12 protein-coding genes and 2 pseudogenes are annotated in these 15,835 nt (G+C 40.5%); 1 reads left to right on the forward strand and 13 read right to left on the reverse strand.

Translation table 11 applies throughout. The features are described 5' to 3' along the window. From ACYRYG_RS04815 to ACYRYG_RS04840, 6 genes and pseudogenes are all read right to left on the reverse strand, one after another. Positions 1-199: pseudogene (locus tag ACYRYG_RS04815) on the reverse strand (IPT/TIG domain-containing protein); the annotation flags it as partial. A gap of 192 nt (positions 200-391) precedes the next feature. Continuing rightward, positions 392-1,417: a family 43 glycosylhydrolase gene (locus tag ACYRYG_RS04820; protein WP_460197815.1), complete on the reverse strand. Its 1,026-nt coding sequence runs from the start codon at positions 1,415-1,417 to the stop codon at positions 392-394. Between the two features lie 690 nt (positions 1,418-2,107). Next, positions 2,108-2,389, reverse strand: a pseudogene (locus ACYRYG_RS04825) (transposase); the annotation flags it as partial. Positions 2,390-2,551: 162 nt separating this feature from the next. Beyond that, complete coding sequence (locus tag ACYRYG_RS04830; RefSeq protein WP_293419937.1) at positions 2,552-3,568, reverse strand: class II fructose-bisphosphate aldolase; 1,017 nt, start codon at positions 3,566-3,568, stop codon at positions 2,552-2,554. Between the two features lie 188 nt (positions 3,569-3,756). After that, positions 3,757-4,986, reverse strand: a complete 1,230-nt coding sequence (locus tag ACYRYG_RS04835) for an MFS transporter (RefSeq protein ID WP_293419934.1) — start codon at positions 4,984-4,986, stop codon at positions 3,757-3,759. A 407-nt stretch (positions 4,987-5,393) separates the two neighbouring features. Next, on the reverse strand, positions 5,394-7,178 hold the full coding sequence (locus tag ACYRYG_RS04840; protein ID WP_293424578.1) for a MutS-related protein: 1,785 nt from the start codon (positions 7,176-7,178) through the stop codon (positions 5,394-5,396). A 445-nt stretch (positions 7,179-7,623) separates the two neighbouring features. Here ACYRYG_RS04840 and ACYRYG_RS04845 point away from each other — a divergent pair, with 445 nt between their 5' ends. After that, on the forward strand, positions 7,624-8,322 hold the full coding sequence (locus ACYRYG_RS04845) for a septal ring lytic transglycosylase RlpA family protein (protein ID WP_293443452.1): 699 nt from the start codon (positions 7,624-7,626) through the stop codon (positions 8,320-8,322). Positions 8,323-8,517: 195 nt separating this feature from the next. On the opposite strand, the gene ACYRYG_RS04850 is transcribed toward ACYRYG_RS04845, so the two are convergent. The 7 genes from ACYRYG_RS04850 to rpsK all read right to left on the reverse strand — a co-directional run bounded on the left by ACYRYG_RS04850 (position 8,518) and on the right by rpsK (position 15,788). Then, complete coding sequence (locus tag ACYRYG_RS04850) at positions 8,518-9,447, reverse strand: hypothetical protein (protein ID WP_294074635.1); 930 nt, start codon at positions 9,445-9,447, stop codon at positions 8,518-8,520. A 470-nt stretch (positions 9,448-9,917) separates the two neighbouring features. After that, positions 9,918-11,459: a phosphoethanolamine--lipid A transferase EptA gene (eptA, locus tag ACYRYG_RS04855; RefSeq protein ID WP_460197787.1), complete on the reverse strand. Its 1,542-nt coding sequence runs from the start codon at positions 11,457-11,459 to the stop codon at positions 9,918-9,920. Positions 11,460-11,541: 82 nt separating this feature from the next. Next, positions 11,542-12,420, reverse strand: a complete 879-nt coding sequence (locus ACYRYG_RS04860) for a phosphatase PAP2 family protein (protein WP_293416098.1) — start codon at positions 12,418-12,420, stop codon at positions 11,542-11,544. A gap of 660 nt (positions 12,421-13,080) precedes the next feature. Continuing rightward, positions 13,081-13,680: a 50S ribosomal protein L17 gene (rplQ, locus tag ACYRYG_RS04865; RefSeq protein ID WP_293416096.1), complete on the reverse strand. Its 600-nt coding sequence runs from the start codon at positions 13,678-13,680 to the stop codon at positions 13,081-13,083. A 62-nt stretch (positions 13,681-13,742) separates the two neighbouring features. Beyond that, entirely contained in the window at positions 13,743-14,735 is a 993-nt protein-coding gene (locus tag ACYRYG_RS04870) for a DNA-directed RNA polymerase subunit alpha (protein WP_293416094.1), read from the reverse strand. Positions 14,736-14,752: 17 nt separating this feature from the next. After that, entirely contained in the window at positions 14,753-15,358 is a 606-nt protein-coding gene (rpsD, locus tag ACYRYG_RS04875; protein WP_293416092.1) for a 30S ribosomal protein S4, read from the reverse strand. Positions 15,359-15,398: 40 nt separating this feature from the next. Further along, a complete protein-coding gene (gene rpsK / locus ACYRYG_RS04880) occupies positions 15,399-15,788 on the reverse strand; it encodes a 30S ribosomal protein S11 (protein ID WP_252760865.1) in 390 nt (129 codons plus the stop codon). Positions 15,789-15,835 lie beyond the last annotated feature (47 nt).

The raw sequence follows: 15,835 nt of genomic DNA on the forward strand, positions 1-15,835 counted from the left end.
TTACAGCAATATTATCAGGATTAGTCTCAAAATTACTCCCATTAATAAAGAAACGGGTTCGGGACCCGCCTCCACTAGGGGTAAAATCCGTAAATGTCACAGCCTCCTTGGGATTATAGCCTGTAACGGTGTTGGTATCTGAACAGCCATAAAACAAGAGGCTGAACAGACACATTAAAAGAAATGTTTTTCTATTCATGTTATAAGATTTAGATAATATAAGTACAGTCGTCCACTCTATATACTGGAACGGAAAATATCAACTGAGAGGAATAATTGATTATAAGTTAGTTAAATGTTTTATCAAAAAAAGGTCATAGAATTAAAACTTATACTTAAGTCATTAGTAATTGTGATTTCTCATGTTCTTTCATTTTATTCAGATTAAAGTTTATTTTTTTCTTATAAAAGGAATCTGTGCGGTTTTCTGGGGACTTCCACCTACTATATATGGCCAACAGTCCTTATCCCATTTAATTTGACTGAGCATCAAATCTCTTCCCGCTCCTGTACTTCTGACATAACCATGATAAAACATCCAGTCCTGACCAGCATCATCCTGCACAATGCCCGAATCATGCCCGTTACCCACAAAATAGGAATTAGCATTGATCAACACATCATACTTGTTATTCATCAAGCTCTCTCCTTCCTTGTCAACATAAGGACCAAAAAGAGAGGCTGATCTGCCACAAACGACCCTGTAAGTACTGTTCAAGCCATCACAGCAAGTTCCGTTTGAACCGAAATAGTAATAATAATTTCCTCGTTTGAACACATAAGAGCCCTCATAGGCAGTTCCAACGATTTGTATCGGCTTTGAGCCCTCTTTGACCTGTAATCCATCATCTGTCAGTTGTATGGCATAGATGCCATGAAAACTCCCCCATATCAGATATTTTTTTCCATTATCTTCAATATAACATGGGTCAATGGAATTCTGTACTCCCACTTCATTGCTTGTAAACAATTTCCCGAGATTGGTGAAAGGGCCTTCAGGAGAATCAGCAGTAGCAACCCCGATGCCGCAGCCCCACTCTCCTCCCCAGACAGACATGGCATAATACAAAACATACTTACCATTGATATATTCAATATCCGGTGCCCAGATTCCACCACCTGAAACAAATGTAGGACGTGTTTTGTCTGTAAACACAGTCCCAATCTGTGTCCAATGTATCATGTCTCTGGATTTCAAGATCGGGACATTATGAATATCTTCTGTAGCATAAAGATAATAATTACCATTCGCTCTGATTACCGTCGGATCAGGCAGACTCGTATCTACAACAGGATTCGTATAGTAGTTTTCTGAAAAAGTAACATTAATTTTGGTATTGGACGCTACCGTATTTTCATTGCCTGCTACACCAATTGTCAAGGTCAAAGGAACAGTTATACTATCTGACAATCCCATCTGGGTAACAGCATCATCCAATTCTTTCTCCGTGATGCCTAATGTTCTATCATTGGAAGAATTTTTGCTGTCATCATTTAACGCATAAGTAATGCCGTTAAACCTATTGGAAAGCGTAAACTGGTAGGAAGGAACCTCTACATCAATCCACCGTATTGTTAAGGCAACAGAATCCGTAGGTGAATTTTTTGAAATCTGCACGTCATAAGAAGAATACTCTATTCTGATTCGCTTATTAGAAGTATTATTAACGTCATCTTTACCCGAACAGCCGTATATTGAAAGACTGAACAGACATACTAAGAATATATATTTTTTATACATGGTATAATTATCCCCCTTAGCTTTATTTACCAAGAATTTCACATGAGTTCTATAATTTAGTTAATGATACAAGATACATTAAGTGTAATTTTTGCATTTTCATGAATATTCAGGTTTAGTTATTTAATTTTTTACAAATATATATGAAAATTATCAAATCATTTTCATTTTATCAAAAATAACAGTTTATTTCTCAATAATTACAGTTTTATATTGACTTGATTGTACTACCCGCCCCATTTTAGAAAGAAAAATGAAATAATTAGGTGAGCATTACACCCGTGGCAGAATTAGTTTAGGACATACTTAGAGTCCGCTGAATAATTATATTTAATATTTATTTCATTGATTATCAGCGGGATATATCATCCAAATGAAATGGATGTCACGGCATAGCAGTTTTTCTATACGGCGACAGGAATAGATGTTGTTCATATAGGCATATATGATGACCTTGAGCATCATCCTGGGGAGATAGGGACTGCGACCGGTTTCCTTGTAGAGATTCGGAATATTGTGCAGCTTCAGACCGTCTATGATCCCATTGATGATGCGGACCGGGGCATTCTCCGCAATATCCTCATCAATTCTTTGTGGAAAAAGAACCATTTGGTTGGGTGTCCAAGAAATAAAGTGCACCCTTGTCATAGTTATAAATTAGATGTCTAAAGGTACAAGAACTTATTAGACATAGCAAAGCCCTAGCTTAAGAAAGTCGGGGCTTTGTGATAAAAAAAGAGGATATATCAAAGTGATACACCCTCTTTATTTTCAATTCTTTCAAGTTAATACCAGAAAGAATTATTTACTTTAATCAAGATTTGCCAATTTGTTATCTGATCCAAGAACGTCTGTGATCTTATGCTCGTACATCTCAGTCATATATTCACGAGCCACGCCACAATACTTACGAGGATCAAAATACTCAGGATGCTTAGCCAGTGTCTCACGAACACCTGCCGTAAAGGCCAGACGAGAATCTGAGTCAATGTTAATCTTGCATACTGCACTCTTAGCAGCCTTACGGAGTTGCTCCTCAGGGATACCAACGGCATCAGGAAGATTACCACCATACTGATTAATAATATCAACAAACTTCTGAGGAACAGAAGAAGAGCCATGAAGAACGATGGGGAAACCAGGGAGTTTCTTCTCAATCTCAGCAAGAATATCAAATGCCAATGGAGGAGGAATCAGGCGGCCTGTCTTCGGGTCACGAGTACACTGCTCAGGTTTGAACTTATAAGCTCCATGACTGGTTCCAATAGAAATAGCCAGGGAGTCAACACCTGAACGACCGGAAAAGTCGATCACTTCTTCAGGACGTGTATAGTGAGATTCTTCAGCAGAAACCTCATCTTCAACTCCTGCAAGAACGCCAAGCTCACCTTCTACAGTTACCCCATACTGATGAGCATAATCAACCACTTTCTTGGTTAATGCGATATTTTCCTCGTATGGAAGCGAAGAACCATCAATCATTACAGAAGAGAAACCATTGTCTACACAAGACTTGCAAAGTTCGAAACTGTCACCATGATCCAAGTGCAAAACAACTTCCGGATGGTTGCAACCCAATTCCTTAGCATAAGCTACGGCACCTGCACCCAGGTAACGAAGTAAAACGGGATCAGCATACTCACGGGCGCCCTTTGAAACCTGCAGGATCACCGGTGACTTCAAAGTAGCAGAAGCCTTGATGATAGCCTGAAGCTGCTCCAGGTTGTTAAAATTGAATGCCGGTACTGCCCAGCCACCATTCACGGCTCTTTTGAACATCTCACGGGTGTTGACCAAGCCTAATTTCTTATAATCTACGATAGCCATAATTTGATTATATTAAAAACATTAACTACTTTTCTTACTGTTGAAACCGAATGCAAATTTAACCTTTTCTTTTAGCCTGAGCAAATCAGGAACCATATTTTTTAGTCATACAAGGATAAAAAGGCCGTCTGAAGGTTTGAATACCAGTCATTTCCTTTTTCTTGTAACCCAGATCTTACAAAAGAGAATCATTCTCTTCTCCGCGCTCCTTCCCGTTTCGACCTGCTCAGGACCGTCAGTGCATAAAGCCAGACAATAATGAATCCTATCAACGGTACGATAAAAGGCAAGACGACATGGGTACGGTCAGCCAAAAGGCCGATCAACAGGAATCCGCATCCCCCGATAGGGGTCATCATCAATAAAGAAGACGCTGTCTTCGTCAATCCCCCAAGGCCTCTTAACGCAATGGAAAAAATGGTAGGAAACATGATGGCCTCAAAGAAATAATTCAAGATCAGGAAGAAGAGAGAGAGTTTACCAATCTTACAAAGGGTCATGATCAATATCATATCCAGCACCGTAACCGTCGCACATACCAACAGCCATTTCTCTGCTGACATCATACGCATGATCCAGCTTCCGAAAAATCTTCCGACCATAAACAGGGCCAAAGCTCCGGTCAGGACCAGAGAAGCCGTCCGGTCAGTCATCCAGTCCATTCCTGTCGTGAAATTAATGAAATAACTATTAATGGAGATTTCCGCAAATTCGTATGCCAGCAAAGCCAGAAGGCCGAACACGAAAATACGATGTTCCTTCAATAAACTCCTATAAGGGTGTCCCTTCTCCTCATCAGTAGTATCATACTTTATTTCCGGCAGAGAAACATGGGAGAAAATAATTGCGATAACCAAGACAACAGCTCCAAGGATGGCATACGGGATCCAGATATGATGCCCCTCCTCATAACCACTGAAAAGGAATTGTCCTACGCACAGCGTTGCCATCATGCTTCCCAATCCATTGAAAGACTGAGAGAGGACCAACCTGCTGGCTGACGTCTCCTTCGGGCCTAGTTCGGTAGCATACGGATTTGAGGCCGTTTCCAGAAAGACCAGACCACAACCGATGATAAAGAGACAGAACAGAAAAGCGTAGAAAGAACCGTTGAGTGCGCTTGGAATAAACAGGAATGCACCTACGGCAAAGAGGATCAGCCCGAAGATCACACCACGACGATAACCATATTTCGTGATAAATTTTCCAGCGGGAATAGCCAGCAGGAAATAGCCTAAAAAGGTCATTACCTGTATCAGAGAAGACCTGGTAATAGAAATACAAAGTGTGTTCTGGAAGTGTTTGTTCAAGACATCCAAGATAGCCCTTGAGAACCCGATCAAGAAGAACAGGACTGTGATCAAGACAAAAGGCAGAGCATACTTCTTGTCCGTTAATGCCGGTTTTTTATTACTCATTATTTAGATTTTATTACTTACGATATACCCCATATAACACCCTGCCTCTCCTTGAGGTGGAAAGCTCGCCCATACAGACCAAAATGACAAGCCCACGGACAGATCAAAACCACCCGGACGATAAGGTGATCACTGATACAATCCGGTTGTCCCTTCAAAAGAAATCGCTAAACAATGCAAAGATAGTAAAAATCCCGCTGTCTCGTTTAGGAAAAAGCATAAAAAAAGGTGTACCACCGTACACCAAATTTATAACCTTAAATCTAATACCATGAAAAACACAGTCACAAAGATATTAAAGAAAACACCATTCCCCAAATTCTGAGGTTTAAAAGAGTGATATTTATACTTATTTTAATGATGCAACTTACATATTAACGCATTTTCGATCTTCCCAGGCTTTTACGTCATAAATCTTTCAGAATCTGCTTCAGCAGATAAGTAGCGTTCTGATTTCTGGCAACACCCGGGGTAATCCGATAAGAATACGTAATATCCGTACCCAGTTTGATCTCAAAACAAACATTCCGGAATGTCTCCGGATACTCATTTGCGAGTTTGGAAAGTTCCAGATCATGTGTAGCGATGACACCGCTGACATTCATCCTAGAGATCGCTTGCAAGAACAATTTAGAACCATTCAACTTATCCAGAGAATTCGTGCCCTTCAGTATTTCATCCAAAAGAATCAAGGTAGGTTCTTCAGAACTTTTGCAATATGAGATCAATTGCTGTAATCTCAACAACTCAGCATTGAAAAATGATATGCCATGTGTCAGGTCATCTGATGTTCGCATGCTGGAAAAGAGCCTGAACCGGGATAATTTCAGAGACGAAGCAAACACGGGCATTGCGTTAAAGGCCAAGATAACATTGATACCAATCGTACGAAGGAATGTGCTCTTCCCAGCCATATTCGCACCAGTCACCAGTACAAACTCATGACTTTTCAGATCAAAATCATTCCGGATAGCGCTGGTGCCCAGAAAAGGATGATATAAACCATGAGCTTCAAAGTAAAAGTCGTCTGAATCAACAACTTCTGCAGCAGTACCTTCCGGATGATTAAACCAGACGGTGGCCATTGACACCAAAGCATCCATTTCGCTGACGGCATCCACCCATTCTCGCATCCGGTCAGCATAAAGATGCTGCCAGACTGCGAATTTCCGGATCAGTTGGAAATCACTCAGGAAGAGGAGATCAAAAAGGAGCAGCCCGATCAAGTTAGCCCGGCTTGCCAGGTTCGTCAGCACCTGATGAAGAATTTTAAAAGCCTCTACAGAGTCTTTCAGCCGAGACTGAATCTGCCGGTTTTTCACAGAATGAAAATCAGCTTTAGTAATTAGCTCTACCAGATCGGCATAGCCCACTGACATTTCCCCAAGATTGTCAGCAATCTTTTCTATCTCCTTAAGACTTCTGCTACACAACGAGAAAACAAACACAAGTTGAATAATCCCCCACCATACAGGAACGAGCCAGGGGATGACTGCGAAGACAGAAAGAAATACAGAAAGTAAAAAACCTACAGGAAGCAAAAAGCCACAGACCTTCCCCAAACCGCTGGTAAAGAAGGAAGGAATTGAAAAAGTTGAAAGTTGTTGTATTGCTTCCATCATTTTCCCGGTATCAATGACTTTACCTTGCAAGATTCTTTGCGCCTTAAACCGGGTCAGAAAAGATTCCTGATGAGACAGTTCCAGCAACGCCTCCGGCCGGTTATCATCCCATTTCAAATGGGCCAGGGAACGTGCCAGGGAATTACTTCCACCAAGGGTTACCGTCCGGGCTATGCGGTTGAAAAGAGAGCTCTTTCCAAAGACATCTAAATCAAAAGAATATTCATGATGAGTATTAACATATTCTTCCCCCTCAGGAAAATGAGAATAATCTCCAGAAAGTGATAAGGCCTCACACTGGAAAGCTTCCATACAAGCCTGCAAAACGGCAACTTGTCTGCTATTCCGCTGATCAAGATGTGAGAGCACTACCCAAAGAAGAAGGGAGATGATCAGAAGAACAGGCATCCAGGCCTTTACTGTCCAGGCAATCATAAAGACAACAGCAGCTATCATTCCCAAAGCACAGAGAATTTCTGCAATAATCCACCATTTATTCCAACGTTTAAGCGCATTGACCTGTACTTCCAGTCCATCTGACTGATTTCTATAATACTGACCTACTTCCATCGTCATTCAATTTTCTAAAGTTTTCTTCCCTCTCACAAGCGGCATAAATGCCCGTAGGAAAAGAATCATGTAACTATATAATCTGCAAAGATACCTATCTTTGGATATTGATGCAAAATAAGAGTCTTAATATTCCGTAAAGATCCAATCTTATGCAATACCTATCCCAAAAAGAGGCACTACGTTATCCCAAAACAGACCAAGGATGCCCAACAGGAACCTTTTCAAGAATTTCAGCAAGACCAACTGACAATTTTCGAACTGTTTATTTGCAATTATCAACAAAAAGTATTATTTTTGCATAAACAACAATTATCTGGAGGTTCACTTAGCTGCACTTTTATCTGATAAGTCAAGTGCGAACCACCGGGCCCGAATCACGGATTTTAACTAAAAAACAAATATTATCAGTTTAAAGAACGCATCCATCAATATCCATCTGCGGATGATCCTGTCCGCCCTGTTTGTCATTTTTATTGTCTTTCCACTGCCAGCCCAGCAGCGAGGGAAAGCTTCATTTTACTCCAAGCATTCTACGGGCACGAGAACCGCCAGCGGGGAAAGGCTTCACCGTGATTCTTTAGTATGTGCACATCGATTTTACCCCTTTGGAACAAGACTCAAAGTCACCAATCTGAATAATGGCAGATCAGTTATCGTACGTGTAATCGACAGAGGTCCGTACGGTCATGGAAGAATCATTGATCTAAGCTGGGCAGCTGCCAAGCAGATCGGCATGATCGGAAGAGGCGTTGCGACCGTAAGAGTCGAAGTTGTACAAAACCCCGTTCCTTTTCGTTCAGCTGATGATCTTAATTTGCCGGATATGGACTTTGAAGTAGCTGAAGACGGATATAGTTTTATTGAACATTGGAAAAAGGCTAAGACCATTACTGAAGAAGAGAAGAAGGCACAAAGAAAATCCGAAGAACGGCATCTCCGTCCCAAAGGACTCTCTACAAAACATGCCACAAAGGAAAAGGCAGTCAACAAGTCTGAAAAGAATCAGGACCTTCAGAAAAAAGACAGTAAGAAAGATGATTTGTACAAAAAAAGCGAAGATTTACCTCGTAAAGAAACACCCAATCGTTGGGGGAACGTCTTTGAGAAACTGAAAGACTGGGGTAACCACCTTCTGAAGTAGAAATATCCGATCGTGCTCAGCTCAAAAGAAAACGGGGAAAGAGTCCCCTTCCACCAACCAGCATGAAACACTATAATCATCCTTCCAAGCAGAGAAGAAGGCCTTCTGATTTTTCCGATTACGCTATTTTTTCAAGACCCACTTTCACAAGAGCATCCTGAAAGCATATCCCTCCAGAATGCTCTTTAAGATCATTTATTCTCCTCTTGAGGAATATCCAGAATGCGACCACTGATATGCACGCGTGGGCACATCAAATTCACTCACCTTGGAGACGGTACGATTCCCCTGTACTGCACTCACGCAAAAACGGGCGTTTCCATTCCTCAGTCCTCCGTCAGCCTTTACGACAGCAGTATAGCGAATGCCACGTCCTGCATCGATTTTCTCTACATGAATACTGGGAGAAACATAAATATGTCTGTTTCCATCAGCCTCTACAACCATAGGAACAACATCCATCATAGCGTGATCACTCATATTATAAATCTCAAAAGTAATCTTACAAACCTCGTTACGACTCAGTTGGTTATCCCCGTCAGAATCCACAAAACGGGCATTTCGAATCTCCAGATCAGGATTATAAACATAACCACTGGCATTAGTATTCGTTCTACCCTCTGAGAAGGAAGGGCTCACAGCTTCCGGAGCATCAGTTCGATTGTCCCTTGTCCCTTGACCATTGACATCATAGATACGATCATCACCACTATTTGAAGAATTAAAACCGCTCTCATCAGAACCCACCTGAGCATAATTCTGTCCCTCATCCTGCTGACGATCCTGAGAAATATTCTGATCGCCCTGATAACCATAAGAATCATCAGAATAGTCACCAGAACCATACCGGTCAGGGACATTCCCTTGATGATGAATCTGCGTCCTATCAGACTGTCGCTGCTGGTCCTGCTGAGCGCCAATAGCTCCCCCAATCACAGCACCGCCGGCCATACCGACAATTGTGCCCACATCTGATCCGTTCCATCCACCAGCCAGATCGCCAATAGACGAACCCACTACTGCTCCTATCCCGCTGCCTATGTAGGCTCCCTGGCCTTCATAAGTACCGCAACTACCCAGCATCAGTGCCGCGCATGTTGCACATAAGATAAAATTCGTTTTCATCATCTTATTCTCTAAATCACGTAAGCAAAGATAGTGAAATGTTTGCAATTCCACAAGACTTTTTTCCCTATTTAGAGGTAGGAAAATCCCTAAAGAGATTAAATTTTCTTAAAACGTAATTTGAAAATGCTCTAAAAGAATAAACCAACCATTAAACTGGCATCTTCCGCCTGTCTTATGATCAGCATACATCCAGCCACGACACAACTTTAAAGATTGTACTTGCTGTACAACCCCAAAAAGAAACCAAAAGTCCAGATTTTACCAATCCGGACTTTTGGAATATACCTCAATGATTTACTTTCTTTAATTTAATCAAAAATTTTCATTGTTCATCCTTTTGAGTTCTCCTGCTATTCTCCTACTTTATTGTCTTGACATGAACCTCTGCTTTTCATATTCATCAGGAGGATTACAAAAGCACATACCCCTATCCCTATAGTAACATATATCCGAAGACTCCATGGCCACTATTTGAATATATTCATTTTCTCATTATAGATAGGGCTTTTCACACTAAGAAAATTCAAAACACTGTGGAACACATTCCACTGAGTCAGATTCCGTTCCGGTTTTAGTTGTCTGGAACCGTCCGATACCCACACGATAAAAGGAATTTCATATTGTTCCTTAGGAGCAATACTTAAAGGTAGCCCATGCATATACAAGTTTTTTTCTCCTAATGATTCTCCGTGATCTGACACAAATATCATAGCACAGTCATAGCCTTTCAACTGTTTTAAGATTCCAATTATGCTATGTAAGATATAATCTGTATAAACAATCGTATTATCATAAGCATTGACAAGTTGCGCACGAGGACAATCCCCTAATTCAACACTATGGCAAACCGGTTTGAAAACTTCAAACTGTGGCGGGTATTTTGTACTGTAGGTCGGGCCATGACTCGTACTGGTATGCAATACAATAAATATTTTATTTTTTTTACTGGCTAATATCTCTTTCTTCAGTCCTGTCAATAACACTTCATCATAATGACAGTTATAATGACAATTCTTATTACTCTTACATTCAGAAATTAGTTCACCCTTTGTCTCATAATGCTTGATATGTACCGGAGGTTCTCCCCAGTTAGTCGTCCGCCAATAGACATCAACATTATTTCTATACAGATAATTCGGTAATATCTCATATAAATCACGAGTGTTTTTGTATTCCAATATACATTTTACGCCCGCAGTTGTATAAGTACCCCCGGAAGTTGCCTTAAACCAATGAAGGTTTGGTGTTTTAGACAGCAACGGATTAGTATTTCTTTTATATCCATATAACGAAAAGTCAGCACGTCTTGCCGATTCTCCAATAACCAATATCACAACCGCTTTCTTATTGTTTTCTATTGTAGCATTAGGCAATAAAATCTCTTTTCTATTTTTCTGGTGTTTATGAATATAGAAAAGTGAAGTATTTACGGTATATGACCAGGGCATAGCAAGGCCTCCCAGCTGTTTTGAATGTTTGTCAACCCAAAGCCAGTTACTAGCATTGGCAAAAGATAAAATGAGTAGAAACAACAAGGAAAGAGACGAGATTGTAAAAAACCTTTTTGGTTTTTCCTTAGTTATTTTTGACCTGATAACCCACACAGCGGGTGCTACGCCGAATATCAAGACATATAAAAACATTCTGATAGAAAAGAAACTACTCGCCTCTGAATAATGGGTATCAAACACATTCCCCATCATGCTTTCATCAATGATGATACTGTAAGTATTGATAAAATAAACACATACCGCATTGATGACAAAAGTGATTGCCAATAGCCATTTCCCTACAATTCTTGACAGGAAAAGGAACAAATAAAAAGTAAAAAAGTTGGCCACTAGCATAATGACGACCAAACTTATAATGATAATAATACCATTAAGGCTTTTATCATCGACATTGTGGAAGACAAATGCGAAAAAGGGATAATGATATAAAAGGAAATTGATAATACTGGCAATAACACAGAACCAGACCAAACTTAAATTATTTTTCAACTTGAACATTTCGTAATATTATTTAAAGAAAAACATAAAAATCCAGCAACATTAATTGAAATAATTAATTACATCGGCATGAAAGGAAACATTAGCTTGATCTGAACCGATCTCTATGTCTTTCACAAAGTTCACCAGAATTTTCATCTTCAGGTGCCCTGCTCTCCCCGGCCTCTGACCTTCCTTTGGAAATTTCGGAAGCCTCACCTTCCACCATAGCCATTACCCCTGGCAACCTTTGGTTGCCTAAACCTCGCTTACAACATCCGTCTTCATGATCATCTTTTCGCTCGTCATTACAAGTAAAAGGCGCCAGTTTTTTCCTCAATAAGAATTCTATCCCAAAACCATATTTGATAAGGCAGAAATTGCTTTTTGACACACACACATAACCACCTATACCACCTAAAACAGAGCCAACAAGAATGTCTCCGACAAAATGTTGTCCAAGGTATATCCTGGAATAGCCCACAAAGCAGGCAAGAAAAAAGCAAAGGAGGCCTATCCATCTTTTTCTGCGCACAGAAAGGACTATAACAGACGCAACGGAAAACGCTGACGTGGTATGTCCTGACGGGAATCCATGGCTTCTATTCAGATGTATCCCAACCACTCCCAATACCGCCCGTGGATCTGAGAAACAGGATACAGGCCTGGGTTCATTAAAAATACGTTTTAACAGGACACAAACTATTCCGGACAAACAAAAGCTTGCTAATATAGTCCAAGCTATTTTACGACGCTTCAAAATGGCCAATATTACAACCACCAACAGCACAAATAGTCCATTCCCCATATAAGTGGCAAACTTGCTTACCTGATCAAGGAAAGATGACCTAAAATGATTGATAATAAGAAATGCCTCTTCTTTCGTATAGAGGCTCATCATTGCAGCGAGTGCAAAAATCCAAATTGCATAACACCAAAAGAAAAGCGCATGCGCATTATCTTTTACATCCAAATGTTTCATTACATTTATTCTATATAAAATGAAGAACAATTGGGTGCAGGCGCAGTAATACCCTATTTGCCCAATTTAGATACAGCCTTTAATTCGCCTGTAAAGTTAATCGGACATTTTGTAGTAATTCTATGTTAATCCGTTCGAAAAGGATTTTAAAGAAAATGTAATAGCTTTTTAACATAAAAGTCACTCACCAGTAACCATGAAGCTATATTTTCTTACTTTTTATTACTTATAAATATTATTATGCATAAAAAACAAAAGAGAATCTAACTCTTAATAAGGATACATGATTTTTCGGTCCACGTCATATTGTTGTTTTTTTAACGATAAGAATCATAGTCACTGATTCTCACGACGATAGTCAATGGTGAGCGAAATGGTGCATTTTGCTCCTCCATGACAATATCTCCCGGAATCAGGCGTCAAGGTCAGTGATTTTAAGGCCTTAAAATGACATATATACTGTAAAAAACAACAATATGATTTGAGTTACTTCATTCCTAAAACATAATAAGATGGTTAAAAAGCCCAACTTTATAAAATGATCCGATTTTTCAGCATACACCTAAAAATAAAATCAAAAAGTCCGGATCAATCATAATCCGGACTTTTTGAAATACTTGTCACTGATTTACTTTTCTAAAGTATAATCAAGAATTTCTATTACTCAGCCTTAAGAGTTTCTTTTGCATCCTCAGGCTTGGTTTCTTCTGCCTTAGTATCCTTTACCTTAACAGGATCCTTGGTTTCCTTAACCTTGGTCTCAGCTTCTTTTTCCGTCTTCTGAACATTTTCCTTTTCAGGAGTTTCTGCGGTCTCTTCAGCTGATGTCACATTTTCACTCTTTTTATTACGGCCACGGCGGGTACGCTTTGCTCCCGTCTTAGGAGTCTTAGCCATATTATCGTCAAAATCTACGAGCTCAATAAAAGCCCGATCAGCGCCATCACCGAGACGTGAGCCTAATTTGATGACACGAGTATAGCCCCCCGGGCGATTAGCAATCTTAGGAGCGACGGCACCAAAAAGTTCCTTAATGGCTTCCTTGTTCTGAAGATAGCGAAAGACAACACGACGAGAAGATGTCGTATCATTCTTAGAACGAGTAACCAAAGGTTCTACATATTTTTTCAGGGCCTTTGCCTTAGCTACAGTCGTAGTGATTCTTTTGTGCATAATCAGGGACACTGACATATTAGCCAGCATAGATGCCCGATGTGATGCAGTACGACTGAGATGGTTGAATTTTTTGTTATGTCTCATTTTGTTTTTTATTTGGACTTGTATTTGAATAGATTTCTGCTCACGCAAGCCTTATCCTATTCTTATTCCTTGTCCAGTTTATACTTTGAAATATCAGTTCCAAACGATAGATTCAGACTCTCGAGCAAATCATCAAGCTCTGAAAGCGATTTCTTACCGAAATTACGGAACTTCAAAAGATCAGTCTTGTTATATTGTACCAAATCACCCAAAGTTTCCACGTTAGCGGCCTTCAGGCAATTGAGTGCACGAACACTCAGATTCAAGTCCACGAGCCGAGTCTTAAGCAACTGGCGCATATGGAGCACTTCTTCATCAAACTCCTGGTTATTATCCTTATCAGGGTTTTCCAGTGTTATCTTCTCATCCGAGAACAACATGAAATGATAGATAAGGATTTTTGCAGCCTCTTTCAAAGCATCTTTAGGGCTGATGGAACCATCCGTAGTAACTTCAATTACCAGTTTGTCATAATCCGTCTTTTGTTCGACACGATAAGGCTCAACAGAATATTTCACATTACGGATAGGCGTGTAAATAGAATCTATTGGAAGCACATTGACATCCGTGCAGAATTGCCTGTTCTCCTCTGAAGGAACATAGCCACGTCCCTTGTTAATGGTAAGATCAATCTGCATTGAAGCTTTAGGGTCTAAATGGCAAATCACCAAATCAGGGTTTAACACTTCAAATCCAGTCAGGTACTTACCAATATCACCTGCTTTGAATTCAGTGGAATTCTCTACGGTGATACTAACTTTCTCGTTCTCGAATTCTTCTACTACTTGCTTGAACCGAACTTGCTTAAGATTCAAGATAATGTTGGTGACATCTTCCTTTACACCAGGTACAGTTGAAAATTCATGCTCAACACCACCTATACGGACTGTGTTGATAGCATAACCTTCAAGTGATGAAAGGAGCATGCGGCGAAGAGCGTTACCAATAGTAACACCAAAGCCAGGCTCGAGAGGGCGGAATTCGAACTTTCCGTAGTGGTCGTTAGCCTCCAGCATTACGACTTTATCAGGTTTTTGAAATGCTAATATCGCCATTAATTTAATGATTTTTATTATTTAGAGTACAACTCAACGATTAACTGTTCCTTGATATTCTCAGGAATATCAGCACGGTCCGGCTTATGAAGATACTTACCGCTCTTCGTATTTTCATCCCATTCAAGCCAAGGATATTTGCTATGGTTGAAACCAGCCAGAGCAGCTTCAATGACTTCAAGAGATTTAGCCTTGACACGAACGCCGACCACCTGACCGGGTTTTACGGAATAAGAAGGAATATTAACGACCTGACCATCAACAACGATGTGACGGTGACCTACCAACTGACGAGCGGCAGCACGTGTGGGAGCGATGCCCAAACGGAACACGATATTATCCAGACGACTCTCAAGATTCTGGAGAAGAACCTCACCAGTAATTCCAGGAGCTTTCTGGGCCTTATCGAACATATTGCGGAACTGACGTTCCAGCACGCCATAAGTATACTTAGCCTTCTGCTTTTCAGCAAGCTGTGCACCATACTCTGACTGCTTACGACGGCGGTCGTTGCCATGCTGCCCAGGAGGGAAATTTCTCTTGGATAGCACTTTATCAGCACCAAAGATTGGTTCACCAAAACGGCGTGCAATTCTAGATTTAGGACCTATGTATCTTGCCATAATGAAATAAATTCTTTTAAAAATTGATGTTCAGATGAAATTATACACGACGACGCTTCGGAGGACGACAGCCATTATGTGGTAATGGAGTCACATCCACGATTTCAGTGACCTCGATGCCAGCGCCATGCACGGCACGGATAGCAGACTCACGCCCGTTGCCCGGTCCTTTGACGTATGCTTTCACCTTGCGCAGACCAAGTTCATAAGCGACTTTAGCACAATCCTCAGCTGCCATCTGCGCAGCATACGGAGTATTCTTTTTAGAACCGCGGAAGCCCATCTTGCCTGCGGATGACCAGGAAATAGTCTGGCCCTCGTTATTTGCAAGAGATACAATAATATTATTGAAAGAACTGTGTATATGCAGTTGACCAATTGCATCAACCCTTACATTTCTTTTCTTAGATGTTGCTTTTGTCTTTGCCATGATTATTGAATTTATAGCATGAAATCCTTGTCCGCCTTGAACAAGTC

This window comes from Segatella asaccharophila, from assembly GCF_054687055.1.

Excerpts from the sequence above, each read along its gene's own strand:
- ACYRYG_RS04830 (WP_293419937.1), bottom strand. The coding sequence starts at position 3,568 with ATGGCTATCGTAGATTATAAGAAATTAGGCTTGGTCAACACCCGTGAG.
- ACYRYG_RS04835 (WP_293419934.1), bottom strand. The coding sequence starts at position 4,986 with ATGAGTAATAAAAAACCGGCATTAACGGACAAGAAGTATGCTCTGCCT.
- ACYRYG_RS04870 (WP_293416094.1), bottom strand. The coding sequence starts at position 14,735 with ATGGCGATATTAGCATTTCAAAAACCTGATAAAGTCGTAATGCTGGAG.
- ACYRYG_RS04840 (WP_293424578.1), bottom strand. The coding sequence starts at position 7,178 with ATGGAAGTAGGTCAGTATTATAGAAATCAGTCAGATGGACTGGAAGTA.
- rpsK (WP_252760865.1), bottom strand. The coding sequence starts at position 15,788 with ATGGCAAAGACAAAAGCAACATCTAAGAAAAGAAATGTAAGGGTTGAT.
- ACYRYG_RS04845 (WP_293443452.1), top strand. The coding sequence starts at position 7,624 with ATGATCCTGTCCGCCCTGTTTGTCATTTTTATTGTCTTTCCACTGCCA.
- ACYRYG_RS04850 (WP_294074635.1), bottom strand. The coding sequence starts at position 9,447 with ATGAAAACGAATTTTATCTTATGTGCAACATGCGCGGCACTGATGCTG.
- rplQ (WP_293416096.1), bottom strand. The coding sequence starts at position 13,680 with ATGAGACATAACAAAAAATTCAACCATCTCAGTCGTACTGCATCACAT.
- ACYRYG_RS04820 (WP_460197815.1), bottom strand. The coding sequence starts at position 1,417 with ATGGGATTGTCAGATAGTATAACTGTTCCTTTGACCTTGACAATTGGT.
- eptA (WP_460197787.1), bottom strand. The coding sequence starts at position 11,459 with ATGTTCAAGTTGAAAAATAATTTAAGTTTGGTCTGGTTCTGTGTTATT.
- rpsD (WP_293416092.1), bottom strand. The coding sequence starts at position 15,358 with ATGGCAAGATACATAGGTCCTAAATCTAGAATTGCACGCCGTTTTGGT.
- ACYRYG_RS04860 (WP_293416098.1), bottom strand. The coding sequence starts at position 12,420 with ATGAAACATTTGGATGTAAAAGATAATGCGCATGCGCTTTTCTTTTGG.